The sequence below is a fragment of the Sphingobacterium sp. CZ-2 genome (assembly GCF_004526235.1).
GTDB lineage: Bacteria > Bacteroidota > Bacteroidia > Sphingobacteriales > Sphingobacteriaceae > Sphingobacterium > Sphingobacterium tenebrionis.
This window is the reverse complement of record NZ_CP038159.1, coordinates 2,772,575-2,790,109: the sequence shown is the minus strand read 5'-3', so window position 1 is coordinate 2,790,109 and position 17,535 is coordinate 2,772,575. Positions and strand designations below refer to the sequence as shown.

Sequence of the window (17,535 nt, the reverse complement as noted above, 5' to 3'; positions counted from 1 at the left end):
CCTCCTTGTTACTATTCAATTTCAATTTTAGATTAATTGTCTCAACGCTAATTCGTAAGCCCTGGAAGAAAGATGGGTCTTTCCATCTCCCCCCTGCTCCTTGATCTTCTGTAAGGCATTTCCAATCACTTCAGAAACATCGTTAAATAGGGATTCATCCGAAATCTCCACATTGGGTTGCATCAGGAACGCAAATACACGAGCCATACCACAGTTGGCAATAAAATCGGGGATAACAGCCACATGGTTGTCGGCATATTCCATCACCGGACCATAAAAGATCTCACGGTCGGCAAAAGGGACATTGGCTCCAGAAGCGATTACTTCCAATCCGTTTTCAACCAGCTGATTGATCTGCTCTTTAGATACCAATCGAGAAGCTGCAGCTGGAATGAAGATTTCTGCCCCAGTAGTCCAAACTTTATCATTGATCTCTTCGAAAGGAATTAATTGGTCTGCCCTAAGCGCATTCCCATCTCTATTTAAGAAAAGGGACGTAATTTCCGCTTCTGTAAAACCTTCCGGGTTCAATAAGCCACCAACACGGTCAATAATTCCCACCACCTTAACGCCTAGTTTGCTCAGGTAAAAGGCTGCGGCAGCGGCTACATTCCCCCATCCTTGGATGATGGCACGTTTGCCAGCGATTTCTCCATCAAATAAACGGTAATAATGTTTTACAGATTCGGATACTCCCCAACCGGTAATCATATCGGCAATCTTGTATTTACGTTTTAAATCAGGGCTAAAGCTACTATCATCCAAGACTTTGGAAACACCGTATCTTAATTGACCGATCTGATGGATTCTACCGTTCTCACGTACATCAAAATGCCCATTCAACACTCCTTCTTGCGGATGCCAAAGACCATATTGCTCGGTAATCGGAATCACATCATGGATTTCATCGATATTCAGGTCACCACCTGTTCCGTAATAGTTTTTCAAAAGCGGGGTCACCACCTTGAACCAACGGTTCAACACATCCTGTTTTCTAGGGTCGGAAGGGTCAAAATTGATTCCTGATTTGGCACCGCCAATAGCCGGACCTGAAACAGTAAATTTAACTTCCATGGTCTTTGCCAAGGAAACCACTTCATTCTTGTCCAAGCCTTTACGCATACGGGTACCACCTCCGGCAGCTCCACCGCGTAAAGAATTGATCACTACCCAGCCTTCAGCTTCGGTTTCCGTGTCTTTCCACTCGAATACGATCTCCGGTTGTTTCTCTTCAAAGGTCTGCAATAAGCCCTTCATAATAGTTTGATTCATTTTAATAATTGCCTATAAATTTCCTCTTAGCTCCTGCTCTCTTTCAATCGCCTCAAAAAGGGCTTTGAAGTTACCTGCTCCAAAACTTTGAGCGCCTTTACGTTGAATAATTTCAAAAAATAAAGTAGGACGGTCTTCTACAGGTTTGGTGAAGATCTGTAATAGATAACCTTCTTCGTCGCGGTCAACCAATATTCCTAGATCTTGAATGATCTTGATCTCTTCATCGATTTCCCCTACGCGATCAGGTAGCATATCGTAGTAAGCTTCTGGTGGAGCGCCTAAAAATTCTACCCCCCTGGAACGAAGCTCCTTTACGGTTTTCACAATATCATGGGTGATCAAGGCTGCGTGCTGAACGCCTTCTCCTTCGTAGAATTCCAAATATTCTTCGATCTGGGATTTTTTCTTTCCTTCGGCCGGCTCGTTGATCGGAAATTTCACATAGCCATTTCCGTTGCTCATCACCTTACTCATCAAAGCAGAATATTCTGTGTTGATCTGCTTATCATCAAAAGAAAGTACATTGACAAAGCCCATCACATCCTGGTACCATTTAACGGTTTCGTCCATACGATCCCAGCCCACATTACCTACACAGTGGTCTACGTATTCCAAACCAGTTGTTGTTGGATTATATTCACTTTTCCAAGCTACGAATCCAGGCATAAATGCGCCAGTATAGTTCTTACGTTCCACAAATAGGTGAACAGTTTCTCCATAGGTATAAATACCAGCCGTTTTCACTTCGCCAAACTCATCAGTCATTACCTGTAATTCCTGGTAAGGTTTCGCGCCTCTTTTCACGGTTTCTTCAAAGGATTTTTGGGCATCATCTACCCAAAGAGCCAAAACTTTTACCCCATCACCATGTTTTTTCACATGTTCAGAAATGGGATGGTCTGATTTAAGGGCCGTAGTCAACATGATACGGATCTTTCCTTGTTTCACAACGTAAGAAGCTCTATCGCGAACGCCAGTTTCTGGTCCGGCATAAGCTTCTGATTGAAAACCAAATGCGGTTTTATAATAATGGGCAGCTTGTTTGGCATTTCCCACGTAGAACTCGATGTAATCAGTTCCATTGATCGGTAAAAAATCTTGCGCTTTAGCAATCTTTTCTGCGAATGTCTGTGTCATATCTTTTTTATAAAGTGGTTTACGAATTAATCCAAGAAATATAATAGTCAGGATCCTCAATAGCCAAAGCTTCTTCCGTCATCATTAATGGACGGAAAGGATCGATCATGACGGCCAGTTCTTCGGTTTTGGTTTGGCCTATACTTTTTTCTACTGTTCCAGGGTGTGGTCCGTGCGGAATTCCACCTGGATGTAGGGTAATCTGGCCTCTTTCCACCGATTTACGGCTCATGAAATCCCCATCCACATAATAAAGGACTTCATCGGAGTCCACATTGCTGTGGTTATAGGGTGCAGGAACAGAATCAGGGTGGTAATCGTACATTCTAGGGCAGAAACTACATAGCACGAAGCTGTTTGTTTCAAAGGTTTGATGTACGGGAGGTGGTTGGTGCAACATACCGGTAATCGGCATGAAATCATGGATAGAAAAAGCCCATGGGTAATGATATCCATCCCAACCAATGAAATCAAATGGATGGGTGGCATAGACGTAAGGATAAATCAATCCCTGTTTTTTGATCTTTACCTCGAAATCACCTGTTTCATCGTAGGTCTTCAGATTGGAAGGACGAACGATATCCCGCTCACAGAATGGAGCGTGCTCCATCAATTGCCCATGCTCATTGCGGTATCTTTTTGGGGTTTTGATGGGTTCAAAGGATTCCACAATGAATAGGCGATTCTCTTTTGTATCAAATTCAATCTGATAGATGGTACCCCTTGGGATCACGATATAATCGCCATATTTAAAAGGGATCTCCCCATATCCAGACTTCAATTTACCGGTACCTTCATGGATGAAAATAATCTCATCTGCCTGGCTGTTCTTGTAAAAATAATCAGTCATGGATTCCTGTGGAGCGGCCAAGGAAATATGAAGGTCTGAATTGACCAGCACCGGCACACGGCTCTCCAGGTAATCTGCGGTTGGCTTAACCTGAAATCCTCTTAAACTGGTATGTTTTAAATGCTTTTCACGTGCTATTTTAGGCGAAACATCATAAGGTTCGCGAATTTCTTTTACTAGGGTTGGTGGATGGCAATGGTACACCAAGGAATAGACACTTGAAAATCCATGCGTAGAAACGAGTTCTTCTGCATATAAATTACCGTCAGGCTTCCTGAAAACAGTATGTCTTTTTGAAGGGATTTCTCCCAATTGATGATAGATTGGCATAATTTAATTTTTATTATAAATGGAAAAGGGACTAACCTTGCGAGCTAATCAATGATGGAAATAATAAAATTAGGGTATTAGTATTGAGCAAAAACAACCTCTGCCAATAGTGCTTTCGCAAATGGCATCAATCCTAGGGAATATATCCTATGTGATTTTTTAAAGTTGTTCATAATTGGGACTTATGACTCAAATATAAGTTTTATAATCTTATCTTTACAGAGATTTCGAAAAAATATTTGACCATATTTAATATATTTTCTTGGAAATCCTTTTTTAAATTAACCAAATAAACATATTCGTGCAGTAATATTGCCAATTAAATGAAGATTGTAACTTATCGTGAGAATCAGGCTGAAAAATTAGGTCTTGTTGTAAAACATAAAATATACCCCTGTCTTTCTTTAGACCCAAACCTTCCCAGCAGCCTTTTGGAATTATTAAAACAAGGTGATGAAGGCCTTGATCCCTTAAAACTTTATCAAGAACGTATTGAATTAGGAGAATTCCAGGAATTAGGAATTCTTTTGGAAGAAGCTGAATTATTAGCTCCACTACCCAACCCTCCCTCCTTTCGGGATGCTTATGCTTTCCGTCAGCATGTGGCCACTTCCAGGGCGAACAGAGGTTTGGAGATGATCCCAGAATTCGATCAATTTCCGGTGTTCTATTTTTCCAATCACCAGGCTATTCAAGGCCCAGGAAAGGTGTATGGCATGCCAAGACATTTCGAACACCTCGATTTTGAATTGGAGGTAGCCATTGTAATCAATAAAACGGGAAGAAATATCCAAGCATCCGAAGCTGATGAATATATTGGCGGCTTTATGATTTTGAATGATGTCAGTGCCCGAACCCTACAGATGGAAGAGATGAAGCTGAACCTAGGGCCGGCCAAAGGAAAGGACTTTGCGAGTGCATTTGGACCCTATTTTGTGACCAAAGATGAATTGATTGGTTTTCTGAGAGATCCTAAGGAAGGGCATGTTGGAAACACCTACAACCTGAACATGACCTGCAAGGTGAACGGCACTTTACTATCCGCTGGTAACCTTTCGGATATGGATTGGACTTTCGCCGAAATCATCGAACGGGTTTCCTATGGAGTTACCCTTTATCCAGGTGACATCATAGGCTCAGGTACTGTTGGTACAGGCTGTTTATTGGAACTGAACGGAACCGGAAAAAGAAGCAATCCGGATTATCAGGAGCAATGGCTGAATCCAGGAGATATTGTTGAAATGGAAGTTACTGGATTAGGTGTTTTGATCAATGAAATGGTCTTGACAGAAGAATAATTGTAAAATCACATATAAAAAAAGATATATGCTATTTAATGAAATGAAAACCTTTGATCGTGAAAATCATGGTCCCATTTTCGATAGTCTGATAAAATATGCCGTAGCGCCGAGACCTATATGTTTTGCAAGTACGGTAGATAAGGATGGTAATCCGAACCTGAGCCCATTCAGTTATTTTAACTTCATGTCTACTGAACCTCCTATCTGTGTATTTTCTCCATTGACGCGCATGCGCGATGGAAAAGATAAGCATACCTTGAGCAATATCAAGGAAGTGCCGGAGGTGGTGATCAATATCGTGAATTATCCGATGGTTCAGCAGCAATCTCTTGCCAGCACAGAATACGATAAAGGGGTAAATGAATTTGAGAAAAGTGGCTTTACGCCGTTGAAATCCCAGCATATCAAACCAGCACGTGTGGCCGAATCGCCGGTACAGTTGGAGTGTAAGGTGCGTGAAGTCATCAATCTGAGTCCAAATGGTGGTGCTGGAAACTTGGTGATTGCGGAGATCATCTGCATGCACATCAACGCCAACCTTTTGGATGAGGATAATAATATGGATCAGGCCGCATTGGATCTGGTTGCACGCTTAGGCGGGAATTGGTATTGCCGCGTAACGGAGGAAAACCTGTTTGAAGTTCCAAAACCTTTACGAAAATTGGGTATTGGTGTCGATCAATTACCGGAACATATTAGACAGTCGAGTATCTTAACGGGAAATCATCTAGGCCTATTGGCGAATGTGGAGTCCATTCCTGAAAAGACAAACGAATTGGAATCTGATGCGCATATCAGTTCGCTTCTGGAGATGTGGTCTTCCGATGAAACCCAATTGCGAAATGAGCTTCATCGTTATGCCGCTGAAGTTTTACTGGAAGAAGATGTAGAACGCGCTTGGCAGATTCTATTATTGAGCTAAGGTTTTTATTAAGCTAATTCCAGATTGATGGGTTGCGTTTCTGCTAAATGCAATCCATCTTGAACCAATTTTTCCAGTTCCGGATTGTCCTTTACACGTTGTTCTAAGGCTTGTTTCACAAAAACTCCCAATTCATTGAATTCAAAATGTATGGTCAACTCGTAAAGTTCCACTAGTGCCAACCAATCTTCCGGAAAGGAGGTTTTCACCTCTTCATATAATTCGAATAAAGTAGATTCCTGTGGATTACCTTCTCTGATACTTCTTAATAACCTGTAGATCTCATTTAATCGCTCTGCTTGAGGTTCTGCCTTCGCTTTCTCCGTTTTAAGTTCAGTGACTTTTACTTCTGGCTCATAAGCAAACTTATCCGCAGCTCCTGCAAATACAGAGTTAATCTCTTCCCCTACCGCCATATCATAAGTACCCCAAGAAGGCTCGAACAAGACTTGGCCTGTTGGTTCATGGATTACTTTACAATGCTCAAAACTGATCAGAATTAATTTATTGTCTTTAAAAAGCAGTGATTTTACCACGCCATTGACCAAAATTCCAGATTTGAAGTATAAGGTAGCTGCATCATCCTGAACAATGCCCATCAGTGCAAGTTCATCTAAAGAACAATCTTCTAAAGGCTTTTTCTGCTTCAACAGACTTCCTACCGGTGAACTGAATCCTTCAGCGTGGTAAGTCTTTCCGTGTCCATCCAATTGTTTTCCATCAAAGGCCAAGGCCGTAGGGCCATCAGTTTTAACGGCTATTAGCTCCTCAGCATCTAAAAATGGCACAAATCTTCCTGAAACCTGAATTCCTGAACTGTATTGAACTGTACAGATATTTTCGCTTCCGATCGCCCGTTCCAATCCGAGTTTACCCCCGATTTTAAAAGCCATACCAGCTGCAAATTCATCCAGCACTTCATAGGCCTTATGGAAATCCTTGGTTACAAAAAGTTGAGGCTGAGGTTTCGTAATGTCGTAACTATAATTGATGGCATCCAAACTATATGGTAGTTTTAAAACATCGGGCTGAAGACACGTAGCACTTTCACCGATGGATGAAAGCAAACCTGCCCCATAAATCTTATATTCATCAACAGAGCCTATTAATCCGTATTCTACCGTCCACCAATGCAAGCGGCTCAATAAGGTCATTTCTGAGGGTTCGCCCATGTTCGAAAGAACCTGATCCAAATGCTGCGTTGCTTGTTCGATCTCGGCCTCTGTGGCTTCTTCACTCTCCTTCAGAATAGAAAGATTTCGGATCGCTTCATATACTTCAAAATCTTTGGCTGAGCTGATGGCTTTCGAACCAATCTCCCCAAAATATTGCAGATAGGCTGCATATTCCGGTTCGCCAATAATAGGTGCATGGCCAGATGATTCATGAATGATATCTGGTGCAGGGGTATAGGTAATATGGTCAATCTGACGGATATCTGCGGCGATCACCAATACATAATTGGCTTGGAATTCCATAAAAGCTGCAGGAGGAATAAAACCATCTACCGTGACAGCTCCCCAGCCTATTTTTTTCAAACTATCATTCATCAATTGCAGATCTGGAATCCGCTCGATGGATAATCCGGCAATTTTTAATCCTGGGATATAAGGGTAATAAGCAACATCTTTTAAATAAGCATAATTCTGCCGCATCACATACCTCCAAATCGCTTGATCTATAAAACTGTATCGGCTATAATTCTGTTCTACAACATATCTTGATAGATGTTTTGGGAGCTTCTCAAGTACTGGATTATTATAGGTTTTCATTCGTTATCCGTTTAAACAAACATAAAAAAATTTAACCGCACAAGCCAAAAAATAATTATAAAACCATTTTTTTACTGCTTAAAGCGTATTCATTTCATTTTCCTACTTTTGCAAAACTTCTTCAGTTTATTAATTGTTATCCTGAACGAGTATTTGCTTCAAGCAGCAAATAAATTATGTTATTATGGAGGAAAATCTCAGATTGTTTGATCTGGCTTTTAGACAGCCGGATCTATACCCAAATCTTTCCATCATGTCGCGTAAAGTGGCTGGAGAATGGAAGAACATCGCATCAACAGACTTCATTCAAGAGGTAAACAATCTTTCCAGAGGATTGGTTGAGCTTGGTGTAAAACCAAATGAAAAAGTTGGACTGATTGCTGACTCCAGTTTGGAATGGCATATCATCGATTTTGCAATCCAACAGATCGGTGCAGTAGTGGTGGCTATCTACCCCAACATCACCGATACCGATTATCAGTTCATCATCAACGATGCGGAGATCAAACTCTGTATCGTAAGTAATAAAGGGTTATATAAACGTCTAGAAGCCATTAGGGAATCTGTTTATACCTTGAAGTATATCTTCTGTATTGAGGAACATCCTGAGGTGAGGAATTGGCAAGAGATATTTAAGGTTGGGCAACAGGTACCAATGGCAAAAATTGAGGAACTCCGGAACCAGGTTCAATCCTCCGATCTGGCTACCTTGATTTACACCTCAGGTACGACGGGTAAACCAAAAGGTGTTATGCTGACCCATAGGAATATTGTTTCCAATGTAGAAGCTGCACGGGAAATAACCCCCTGCCAGGCATATGATCGCGCCTTAACCTTCCTTCCTCCTTGCCATGCCTACGAAAGGATGGTTATCTATACCTACATGTATATCGGTATCACCATCCATTTTGCGGAATCCCTAGATAAGATCGGCCAGAATATCACGGAAGTGAAGCCGCATATTATGACGGCTGTACCGCGTATCTTGGAAAAGGTATACGAGAAAATCATGAAAGCAGGATTGGATTTAACCGGTTTTAAACGCAAGATATTTGATTGGGCGGTTGAAGTAGCGGAACAATATGATCCGAATCCGGAAAACAGGTCGTTTGCTTACAACCTCAAACTTGGCGTGGCCAAACGATTGGTATTGGATAAATGGTACCAGGCGCTTGGTGGGCATTTGAAAACAGTAGCATCAGGAAGTGCGTCGTTACAGGCCAAATTGGCTCGAGTATTTCTGGCTGCCGGAATTCCTTTGTATGAAGGATACGGTATGACCGAAGCTTCACCCCTGATTTCTGTAAACCACTACATCAAAGGTATACGGATCGGTACGGTAGGTCCAGCAGTAAAATATGTGGAGATCAAATTGGCAGAAGATGGTGAGATTCTGGTGAAAGGTCCGAATGTAATGCAGGGATATTATAAAAATCCGGAAGAAACGAAGAAAACTATTATCGATGGTTGGTTGCATACAGGCGACATTGGAATTTGGGAAGATGAGATCTTCTTGAAGATCATCGACCGGAAAAAGGAAATGTTCAAGATCTCTGGTGGGAAATATGTAATCCCACAGCCTATCGAAAAGAAATTATTGGAATCCAATTTTATTGAGCAGGCGATGGTAATCGGTGATGGACAGAAATTCGCATCGGCTTATATCGTTCCGAATTATGCCCATCTACAGGATTGGAGTAAAACGGAAGCGCCTGAATTGAAAAACCTTCCAAAAATAGAGTTTTTGAAACAGCCTCAGGTATTGAGAAAGATCAATAAGGAAGTTCAAATGGCGAACCAACATTTTGGTAATTGGGAACAGATCAAAAAGCCGATTATTTTAGCAAACGAATTTACGATTGAGGATGGAGAATTGACCCCTACCCTTAAAATGAAGCGTAAAGTTATCCTAGAAAAGTACAGGAAGGAATTTGAGGAACTGTATCATACAGAAGCCTAAAGCTTAACCTATATTTAATGGTTATATAATCCTTTCTTGATATACATCAATGGATTTCTATTGTGATAAGGTTATTTTTGTTTTATTAAAACAAGAACAAAACATCCATAGAAATCCATCGTTATTAAGATATGAAACCTCAATTTATAGAAATTCCTCTAGTAAAAAACGAAGAACAACATCGATTTGAATTAACCTTTGAAGGCCACATTGCTTTTATTGATTATAAAGAAACGTCAAGCACTGTTGCATTGATCCATACCGAAGCACCAGCAGCATTGTCAGGAACTGGTGCAGCTGCTGCATTGGTGGAGAAAACCCTGCAACATATCAAGGAAGCTGGAAAAACGGTATCTCCTTACTGTCCATATGTTTATGCTTTTATCAAAAAGAATCCCGAATGGAGATCCTTGGTATCGGAAAGATTTCCGAAGTATAAGGAATTGATGGAAGAAAATTCCTAATCTTTTGAATTAGCTGTATAATCCCTGTGACGAAAATCACTTTTCAGGATGACGAGGGAAACACAAATCTCAAGTTAAATTTCCTTACATTTGTTTAACGATTGATTTATTATGTTTTCTAAAGCGTGTGAGCATGGATTGAAGGCAATGATCTATATTGCCAGTAAATCCATGGAAGGTGAGCGAGTTAAAATAGGTGAGGTTGCTGAACATACAGGGACACCAGAAGCTTTTACAGCAAAGGTGTTGAGTACCTTGTCGCGCCATGAATTACTGCATTCCATCAAAGGGCCTTACGGCGGATTTGAAATGGATCAACAGCAAATGCATCAGGTTCGCCTAGTAGATATAGTGTCTGCCATCGATGGCGACAAGCTATTTGAAGGTTGTGCCTTAGGATTAACTACCTGCAATGAAGATAAACCCTGCCCCATGCACAACAGCTTTGTGCAGATTCGTACCGATCTTAAAAGCATGATGGAATCAACCAGTATCTATGATTTAGCCACCGGATTAATCTCCGGTGAAAGCATCCTAATTCGTTAAAGAACATGAAACCAGATATTCAGCATTTAGATGATATAAAGATCCTCGTAGACAAGTTTTACGATCGTATCCAACGTGATGAATTATTGGGACCGATTTTTAATGGGATTATTCAGGACCGTTGGCCAGAACATTTGGAAAAAATGTACCGCTTTTGGCAAACGGTACTTTTAGAGGAGCATACGTATTATGGTAGCCCTTTTCCTCCACATGCTAAAATGCCCATCAATAAAACCCATTTTGACCATTGGATAGGCTTGTTCTCCAAAACGGTTGATGAACTTTACGAAGGCGAAAAAGCCGAGAAAGCCAAATGGCAAGGCGAAAGAATGGCGAGTATGTTCCAGTTCAAGATCGCCTATTACCAAGAAAACAATTTCAAACCTTTGACTTAAGGAGATTTTATTTCTTTTTTGGCAGCCATTCCTTGAAAAAAGCCAACACCTTGCTTTCATCGTAGCTAGCTCCATTTTCAAGATTTCCACTCTCACGAACGGTAAGCACCTTGCCTGTTGCATCCATCACGATAAAGAATGGATAACCAAATTCTTTTCCTTTTCCAGGCGCATATTTATTGAAAACCGCTTCGTTCTTGTTTTCTGGCGAGTAATTTAAATGATAGTATACATAATTGTTTTTGATCAAATCAGCAACTGATTTTGTTTGATGGATGTAATCATTGAATCTCAAACACCATACACACCAATTTCCGCCAGCTTGAATCACAATATTCTTTTTCTCTTTCTTCGCCTTAGCAATCAATCCATCGATATCCTTTTGCGCATCTGCTTTCGGATCATATGGCTTTTCCTGAGCAACATCCTTCTCAACGGGTTTCTCTTGGGCATTAATCGCAACCGTTGGAATTACAACTGCAAACAAACATATTCCTAATAGCCCTATTAATTTCTTTCTCATGGTAAACTCATTTTTTTATTTCCAAAAACTAATTTACACATTCTTCCTTAAATTTGGCCCAGTTTAACAGCCCTTAACAAAGCCGTATGTACTATTCCAATTTTCTTTTACTCCACTCCTATTTCCGTTGGATAGTTATCATCGCTTTAGTTTATCAAATGATATGGATATACCTTGGGCATCGAAACCAAAAGCCCTTTACGAAATCTGATCAAGGTATATTGATTATTTTATGCATGATCTTCAATATCCAGCTTCTTTTGGGCTGGATGCTCTATCTTCAAAGTCCATTGGTTGCTTATTTTTTCAAGGAAATCCCAAACTCTATTAAGCTCAGGGAAGTGCGGTTTTTCGGATTGGAACATGTAACCATGATGAGTATCTCGATCGTCTGGATGAATATATGCTCATTTCAGATTAAAAAATACATCGATAGCAAGAAAGGGTTCAGCTTTTTGTGGAAACGCTATATCTGGATCTGTCTATTTATCCTTGCTTCCATCCCATGGTCTTTCTCCCCTTTAACCAGCAGACCAAATTGGCGATAGAAAATAGTTGATAAACTGAAAAACAGAGGTTAAAAGGATTATCCCCAACACAATATACTTAAACACACGTTCAGAAGTTCTTTTCAAGATCAGTTTCCCAAGATAACTTCCTAATATACTCACGATGATCAGAAAAGGGATCAATACGATATATTCCTTCGGGAAATATCCTTGGGAAACATAGATAATGGCTCTACTAAAATCAACCCCTAAATCAATAAGTGAAGAAGTGGCTATAAAAATATCCTTCGGCAAGTTAAAAGCCGCTAAGGTAATCCCTCTTATCGCCCCGCCGGTTCCTACCAATCCGGCGAAAAAACCAGAGATCATCCCTCCTAGATAAAGATTCTTGTTTGTCTGGGCCAATGGCTTATTGAACCGGAATAGCAAAAAAATAGCCAATGCAGCTATAAGGATATTCATCCCCAATTCCATTTCCTTAACCGGAACATATTTGGTCAATAAGGCACCAATGATCACAAACAACACCGCTGGTATTCCCAATTTGATCGCGATATCCTTATTGATACCTTTTCGAAAAAGGGTAATCTTGGAGATGTTACTAAAAACATGAAATACCGCTGTAATACCTAATACCGCTTTAAAATCAAAGAACAAAGAAGCCGTTGGCACAAACAGAATGGAAGATCCAAAACCCGATACCGTTCCGATAATTTCGGTGATCAAAGCCAGAATCAGAAAGATCAGGTATTTCTCCATATACTAATAAAATCCATGCGGCAAAGATAGCATATGTTATCTGCAGTGATTTTCGATTTACCGAAAATCAATAGATAAAATCAGCTGCTATCGCCATCCACCTCCCAACGAGCGGTATAGATTTACATAAGATTCCAAATGTTCCTGTCTTAATTCCACCAAGGCCAGATCAGAGTTCAATGCATTACTTTGAGCCGTAATAACCTCAAGATAAGTCGCATATCCACCTTTAAATAACAGATTAGCGTTCTGAACAGCTTTTTGCGAATTCTCTACTCGCAATCGGGCATATTCCAACTGTTCCCGCTGCTTCTCCACCGTGATGACCGCATCGGATACCTCACTCACAGCTTCCACTACGGTCTGCTGTAAAGAAAGCTCTGCTTTATCCCTTTCCAATTTCGCCACTTCCCATTTGGTTTTCAACGATTTTCGCTTGAAGATGGGGGCCGTTAGGTTAGCACCAATCCCTCCCAATAAAGCTCCAGGAATGGAGAACCAATTCTTCGGCAGCATGGCATTTACCCCAAATTCTCCCCCTAAGGAAAGTGAAGGATAGCGCATCGCCTGTTGAATGTTCGCATTGGCATTGGAAGCGATCAATTCAAGCTCTGCTCCTCGAACATCGGGGCGATTTCGAAGGATATCAATCGGGCTACCTAAGGAAATATCCTTGTTCTCTGCAAATAGATGCTCAAAGCTGGTCCCTCGCTCTATCCCATCTGGCATCTTGCCCGTTAATACCTGAAGGGCATTTTCCTGAATCAAAATCTCCTTCTCCAATTCAGGCACCAAAGAAGCAGCAATCAATCGTTGCGATTCCGTTTGCTGTATACCCAAGGCCGTAATCTCTCCCGCTTGGTACTGTAGTTCCAGCATTTTCTTGGTACTATCGTTCAAGGTTACATTGCGCTTTGCCACCTCGATCTTCGCATCCAACATCAACAAATTGAAATAACCTTTTGCTACGTTGGCAATCAAATTAGTCTGTATGGCATTCCGAACTTCCTGAGAGTTCATAAACTCCGCATTCAATTGATCCTTGGCATTGCTGATCTTGCCCCAGATATCGATCTCCCAGCTAAATCCAATCTCTGAACCAAATTGAGAAAGATAGGTAAACATATTTTCCGATGCTTTGGTACCATGCTTTTCATACCATTTGGAGGAAGGACCAGAACCAAAATCCTTGGAGCGCCATTGTTTGTTCATGCTGCCAATGGTGGCATCCACTTCCGGTAGGTAATTATATTTATTCTGTCTCAATTGCTTACTAGCAATCTCTATATTCAACAGAGCCGTTTTCATATCGTAATTATTGACCAATGCTGAATCGATCAATTCCTTCAAAGTAGGATCATGAAAGAAATCCTTCCAGGAAATATTACTGATACTGGAAGTATCCGCAAAATAGGATAAGGTATCTCCGCGGAACTGATCCGGTAGATGCAATGTCGGCTGGGTATATTTTTCGCCGACCTTACAACCTTGCGCAATGAGTAAACACAAACCAATAAAACCCAACCCAATACGATGTATGCTTAATATTTTCATTTATTTTATTCTTCCTCTGTTTTAAATTTATTTCTAACCTGCTCATCCAAAGACTTAAAGACCACAAAGAGAACAGGAATTATGAATACGCCGAACACTGCTCCGAAGAGCATACCACCTGCAGCACTAAAACTGATGGAATGATTTCCTATTGCCGAAGGTCCTACGGTCCACATCAAGGGGATCAAACCGGCGATGAAAGCCAAACTGGTCATCAGAATAGGTCTTAAACGTAGCTTAGCGCCATTAATGGCCGAATCCACAATACTCATTCCTTTTGATCGTTCATGGACAGCAAATTCAACGATCAGAATCGCGTTCTTTGCCAATAATCCGATCAGCATGATCAAACCGACCTGCACATAGATGTTGTTCTGAAGACCAACAATCCCAATAGTCGCATAAACACCGATTAATCCTACAGGGATGGATAGTAATACCGCCCATGGCAGGATATAGCTTTCATATTGCGCCGCCAACAGGAAATACACAAAAAGGATACTTAAGGCAAAGATCAATACGGTCTGTGAACCGGATTGGCTTTCCTCAAAACTCATCCCTGTCCATTCATAGCCATAGTTTCCAGGCAGTTTTTCCTCCGCCAGTTTTTCAATTGCGCCCATGGCGTCGCCTGTACTGAACCCTTCTGCCGGTTCTGCATTCACCGTAATCGCATTATAAAGGTTGTATCGGGTAATGGTTTCCGGACCTACGATTTTATCTAAGGTCAAAACTGTATTGATGGGCACCATAGCTCCCTTATCATTCCGCACAAAGATGGAGTTAAAGGATTCTGGATCCTTACGGAAATCAAAATCAGACTGTACATAAACCCGATATTGTCTTCCAAATCGGCTAAAGTCAGATGCCTGAACACGGGCGAAATAAGAACGTATGGTCGACATCAAGCTGTTGATGCTCAATCCCAAGGATTTTGCTTTCACCACATCGATATTCACTTCGTATTGCGGAAAATTGGATTTAAAACTGGTATAAGCATTTCCGATTTCGGGCAATTGATTCAATTCATTGATAAAGGAATCGGCAACTACGTTAAAATCCCGGATATCACCTCCCAATCGATCCTGAAGCACCATTTCTATCCCTGCAAAATCCCCGAATCCTTGAACAGTAGGCCTTGGGAAAACCGTAAATTTCGCTTCGTGCAATTGGGAGAGATCCTGACGAATCGTATCCATAAAGGCTTTGATCCCTTTGATCTTTTCTCGTTCAGCATGTGGCTTTAAGGTGATGTATCCTGCCGCAAAAGCCGGACTAGAACTACCATCTAGCGCATTATACCCCGAAACGGTAGTCATTCCTTCCACATCCTCATGGCGTTTCAGAATAGAATCTGCCATTCGTAGGACTTCGGTGGTACGAGCAAGGGAAGCTCCGGGTGGCATCGCCAAGTTATAGGTAATAAAACCATCATCTTCCGTCGGAATAAATGCTTTAGGTGATTTCATCATAAAGAATGCCCCCAAAGCCGTAATCAATATCAATCCAGACCAAGCCACTTTCTTATTTTTGATCAATTTAGAAACACCTTCCACATACTTATTGGTCATTCGATCAAAAGAGGTATTGAAAGCGGTAAAAAAGCGTTGCTTATATCTGTTGAATTTGTTCTGTTTTTTCCCGATCTCCTTTTCATCTTCCGGAGCCTTCAACAACAAGGCACATAAGGCCGGACTTAAGGTCAAGGCGTTCAGGGCAGAAATCAAGATGGCAGTCGCCAAGGTATAGGCAAATTGCCGATAAAAGATACCTGCAGGACCTTCCATAAATCCTACCGGTAAAAATACCGCGGCCATCACCATGGTTATGGATAAGATAGCGCCAGTAATTTCCGACATGGTGGATATGGTGGCCGCTCTAGCCTTTTGACCCGTATGATGCATCTTACTGTGGATGGCCTCGACGACCACAATGGCATCATCCACCACAATACCAATGGCCAGAACGAGGGCAAACATCGTCAGGACGTTCAAAGAGAAGCCAAACAATTGCAGGAAGAAGAAAGTACCTACAAGAGAAACCGGTATAGCAATGGCCGGGATCAAAGTAGAACGGAAATCCTGCAAGAATATAAACACGATGATGAATACCAAGATAAAAGCCTCAAATAAGGTATGTTTTACCTGCGAAATGGATTCATCGATCTGGTCCCGCACCGAATAGGTTATATCATAATGTATACCTTCGGGAAAGATCTTCGATTGTTCTTCTAAGACCTTCCGAACCGCCACATCAATATCATGCGCATTCGAACCACTGGTCTGGGTCAGGTTTAAGGTCAATCCTGGATTCCCATCCACCTTATTATCCGAATTGAGGTTGGTTGCACCAAATTCCACCCGGGCAACATCTTTTAGATACAGCACAGAACCATCTTTATTGGTTTTTATAACCACATTCTGGAATTCTTCAGGCTGATTGAACCTTCCCTTATGCTTGATCACGGTCTCGAAAGCCTCTTCAGAGGTTTCCCCGAATTTACCGGGTGCAATCTCAAAGTTTTGGTCCTTAATGGCATCCGTTACATCTTTCGGTACTAAATTATAAAGGGCTAATTTTTCGGGATTCAGCCATACGCGCATGGCATAATCCCGTGCGCCTAATCGAGAGACCTGGGCTACCCCATCCACCCGTAATAAGGGTCGCATGAGGTTGATCTGGGCAAAAGCCTGCAAGAAGGTCTCGTCGTAAACCGAATCCCGATGATCGGAATATAGGTTGATGGTCATGATGACCCCACTCTGCCGCGGCATAGTGGTAATACCTGCTTCATTCACTTCTGCTGGTACAGCACTGATCGCTTTGGAAATCCGGGTCTGAACATTCACGGATGCGACATCCGGATTGGTTCCAGTCTTGAAATAAACAGTAACCGAACCTGATCCCGAGTTGGAAGCCGTAGACTTGATGTAAGTCATGTTTTCTACCCCATTGATGGCTTCTTCGATGGGCAATAAAACGGATTTGGCGACTGTTTCAGCTGTTGCTCCCGGATAACTTAAAGATACCACCACACTTGGCGGCGCAATTTCAGGAAAACGGGTAACAGGTAATAACTTCAACCCGACAAGTCCTAAAATCACCAATATGATCGATACAACCGTTGCTAGAACTGGGCGATTGACGAATGTTTTTAACATAAATAGTAGTTAGGGTTGGACAAAGAAATAGCTGCCCCCATTTGCATGGAGGTCAATTATTTCTTTATCCTATGTTT

At 41.5% G+C, this 17,535-nt stretch carries 15 protein-coding genes; 7 read left to right on the top strand and 8 right to left on the bottom strand.

The features are described 5' to 3' along the window. Positions 1-27: 27 nt before the first annotated feature. Genes E3D81_RS12310 through E3D81_RS12300 form a run of 3 tightly spaced genes read right to left on the bottom strand, consistent with a single transcriptional unit; the run spans position 28 to position 3,592 of the window. Positions 28-1,272, bottom strand: a complete 1,245-nt coding sequence (locus tag E3D81_RS12310) for a Glu/Leu/Phe/Val dehydrogenase dimerization domain-containing protein (RefSeq protein ID WP_245153214.1) — start codon at positions 1,270-1,272, stop codon at positions 28-30. Between the two features lie 12 nt (positions 1,273-1,284). Next, complete coding sequence (hppD, locus tag E3D81_RS12305; RefSeq protein ID WP_134777586.1) at positions 1,285-2,412, bottom strand: 4-hydroxyphenylpyruvate dioxygenase; 1,128 nt, start codon at positions 2,410-2,412, stop codon at positions 1,285-1,287. A gap of 19 nt (positions 2,413-2,431) precedes the next feature. Continuing rightward, on the bottom strand, positions 2,432-3,592 hold the full coding sequence (locus tag E3D81_RS12300; RefSeq protein WP_134777585.1) for a homogentisate 1,2-dioxygenase: 1,161 nt from the start codon (positions 3,590-3,592) through the stop codon (positions 2,432-2,434). A 323-nt stretch (positions 3,593-3,915) separates the two neighbouring features. Here E3D81_RS12300 and E3D81_RS12295 point away from each other — a divergent pair, with 323 nt between their 5' ends. Together E3D81_RS12295 and E3D81_RS12290 are read left to right on the top strand one after the other, a co-directional pair. Continuing rightward, positions 3,916-4,890 carry a fumarylacetoacetate hydrolase family protein gene (locus E3D81_RS12295; RefSeq protein WP_134777584.1) on the top strand — a complete coding sequence of 325 codons (975 nt, stop codon included), beginning with the start codon at positions 3,916-3,918 and terminating at the stop codon, positions 4,888-4,890. Positions 4,891-4,918: 28 nt separating this feature from the next. Beyond that, positions 4,919-5,815 carry a flavin reductase family protein gene (locus E3D81_RS12290; protein WP_245153213.1) on the top strand — a complete coding sequence of 299 codons (897 nt, stop codon included), beginning with the start codon at positions 4,919-4,921 and terminating at the stop codon, positions 5,813-5,815. 8 nt (positions 5,816-5,823) lie between these two features. Here the strand turns inward: E3D81_RS12290 and E3D81_RS12285 are convergent, their stop codons facing one another. Beyond that, complete coding sequence (locus tag E3D81_RS12285; RefSeq protein WP_134777583.1) at positions 5,824-7,587, bottom strand: aromatic amino acid hydroxylase; 1,764 nt, start codon at positions 7,585-7,587, stop codon at positions 5,824-5,826. Between the two features lie 184 nt (positions 7,588-7,771). Here E3D81_RS12285 and E3D81_RS12280 point away from each other — a divergent pair, with 184 nt between their 5' ends. The 4 genes from E3D81_RS12280 to E3D81_RS12265 all read left to right on the top strand — a co-directional run bounded on the left by E3D81_RS12280 (position 7,772) and on the right by E3D81_RS12265 (position 10,952). Continuing rightward, positions 7,772-9,547: an AMP-dependent synthetase/ligase gene (locus tag E3D81_RS12280; protein WP_134777582.1), complete on the top strand. Its 1,776-nt coding sequence runs from the start codon at positions 7,772-7,774 to the stop codon at positions 9,545-9,547. A gap of 131 nt (positions 9,548-9,678) precedes the next feature. Then, the gene (locus E3D81_RS12275) at positions 9,679-10,011 is read left to right on the top strand and encodes a GNAT family N-acetyltransferase (protein WP_134777581.1); all 333 of its coding nucleotides are present in this window, start codon (positions 9,679-9,681) and stop codon (positions 10,009-10,011) included. A gap of 111 nt (positions 10,012-10,122) precedes the next feature. Further along, positions 10,123-10,557 carry an RrF2 family transcriptional regulator gene (locus E3D81_RS12270; RefSeq protein ID WP_134777580.1) on the top strand — a complete coding sequence of 145 codons (435 nt, stop codon included), beginning with the start codon at positions 10,123-10,125 and terminating at the stop codon, positions 10,555-10,557. Between the two features lie 5 nt (positions 10,558-10,562). Then, positions 10,563-10,952 carry a group III truncated hemoglobin gene (locus E3D81_RS12265; protein ID WP_134777579.1) on the top strand — a complete coding sequence of 130 codons (390 nt, stop codon included), beginning with the start codon at positions 10,563-10,565 and terminating at the stop codon, positions 10,950-10,952. Between the two features lie 7 nt (positions 10,953-10,959). Here the strand turns inward: E3D81_RS12265 and E3D81_RS12260 are convergent, their stop codons facing one another. After that, on the bottom strand, positions 10,960-11,475 hold the full coding sequence (locus E3D81_RS12260; protein ID WP_134777578.1) for a thioredoxin family protein: 516 nt from the start codon (positions 11,473-11,475) through the stop codon (positions 10,960-10,962). A 158-nt stretch (positions 11,476-11,633) separates the two neighbouring features. Between E3D81_RS12260 and E3D81_RS12255 the strand changes: the two genes are divergently transcribed. Continuing rightward, entirely contained in the window at positions 11,634-12,023 is a 390-nt protein-coding gene (locus E3D81_RS12255; protein ID WP_167554287.1) for a hypothetical protein, read from the top strand. On the opposite strand, the gene E3D81_RS12250 is transcribed toward E3D81_RS12255, so the two are convergent. The 3 genes from E3D81_RS12250 to E3D81_RS12240 all read right to left on the bottom strand — a co-directional run bounded on the left by E3D81_RS12250 (position 11,997) and on the right by E3D81_RS12240 (position 17,458). Then, complete coding sequence (locus E3D81_RS12250) at positions 11,997-12,743, bottom strand: sulfite exporter TauE/SafE family protein (RefSeq protein ID WP_134777576.1); 747 nt, start codon at positions 12,741-12,743, stop codon at positions 11,997-11,999. The two genes, E3D81_RS12255 and E3D81_RS12250, sit on opposite strands and share 27 nt — an antisense overlap. 87 nt (positions 12,744-12,830) lie before the next feature. Next, positions 12,831-14,297 (bottom strand): efflux transporter outer membrane subunit, encoded by a 1,467-nt coding sequence (locus E3D81_RS12245; protein ID WP_134777575.1) that lies wholly within the window; start codon positions 14,295-14,297, stop codon positions 12,831-12,833. A 5-nt stretch (positions 14,298-14,302) separates the two neighbouring features. Then, positions 14,303-17,458 (bottom strand): efflux RND transporter permease subunit, encoded by a 3,156-nt coding sequence (locus tag E3D81_RS12240; RefSeq protein WP_134777574.1) that lies wholly within the window; start codon positions 17,456-17,458, stop codon positions 14,303-14,305. Positions 17,459-17,535: the final 77 nt, after the last annotated feature.

What these genes read in the sequence shown, in the direction of transcription:
- E3D81_RS12280 (WP_134777582.1), top strand. Translation starts at nt 7,772, where the DNA reads ATGGAGGAAAATCTCAGATTGTTTGATCTGGCTTTTAGACAGCCGGAT.
- E3D81_RS12245 (WP_134777575.1), bottom strand. Translation starts at nt 14,297, where the DNA reads ATGAAAATATTAAGCATACATCGTATTGGGTTGGGTTTTATTGGTTTG.
- E3D81_RS12270 (WP_134777580.1), top strand. Translation starts at nt 10,123, where the DNA reads ATGTTTTCTAAAGCGTGTGAGCATGGATTGAAGGCAATGATCTATATT.
- E3D81_RS12250 (WP_134777576.1), bottom strand. Translation starts at nt 12,743, where the DNA reads ATGGAGAAATACCTGATCTTTCTGATTCTGGCTTTGATCACCGAAATT.
- E3D81_RS12275 (WP_134777581.1), top strand. Translation starts at nt 9,679, where the DNA reads ATGAAACCTCAATTTATAGAAATTCCTCTAGTAAAAAACGAAGAACAA.
- E3D81_RS12310 (WP_245153214.1), bottom strand. Translation starts at nt 1,272, where the DNA reads ATGAATCAAACTATTATGAAGGGCTTATTGCAGACCTTTGAAGAGAAA.
- E3D81_RS12295 (WP_134777584.1), top strand. Translation starts at nt 3,916, where the DNA reads ATGAAGATTGTAACTTATCGTGAGAATCAGGCTGAAAAATTAGGTCTT.
- E3D81_RS12285 (WP_134777583.1), bottom strand. Translation starts at nt 7,587, where the DNA reads ATGAAAACCTATAATAATCCAGTACTTGAGAAGCTCCCAAAACATCTA.
- E3D81_RS12260 (WP_134777578.1), bottom strand. Translation starts at nt 11,475, where the DNA reads ATGAGAAAGAAATTAATAGGGCTATTAGGAATATGTTTGTTTGCAGTT.
- E3D81_RS12300 (WP_134777585.1), bottom strand. Translation starts at nt 3,592, where the DNA reads ATGCCAATCTATCATCAATTGGGAGAAATCCCTTCAAAAAGACATACT.
- E3D81_RS12255 (WP_167554287.1), top strand. Translation starts at nt 11,634, where the DNA reads ATGATATGGATATACCTTGGGCATCGAAACCAAAAGCCCTTTACGAAA.
- E3D81_RS12240 (WP_134777574.1), bottom strand. Translation starts at nt 17,458, where the DNA reads ATGTTAAAAACATTCGTCAATCGCCCAGTTCTAGCAACGGTTGTATCG.
- hppD (WP_134777586.1), bottom strand. Translation starts at nt 2,412, where the DNA reads ATGACACAGACATTCGCAGAAAAGATTGCTAAAGCGCAAGATTTTTTA.
- E3D81_RS12265 (WP_134777579.1), top strand. Translation starts at nt 10,563, where the DNA reads ATGAAACCAGATATTCAGCATTTAGATGATATAAAGATCCTCGTAGAC.
- E3D81_RS12290 (WP_245153213.1), top strand. Translation starts at nt 4,919, where the DNA reads ATGCTATTTAATGAAATGAAAACCTTTGATCGTGAAAATCATGGTCCC.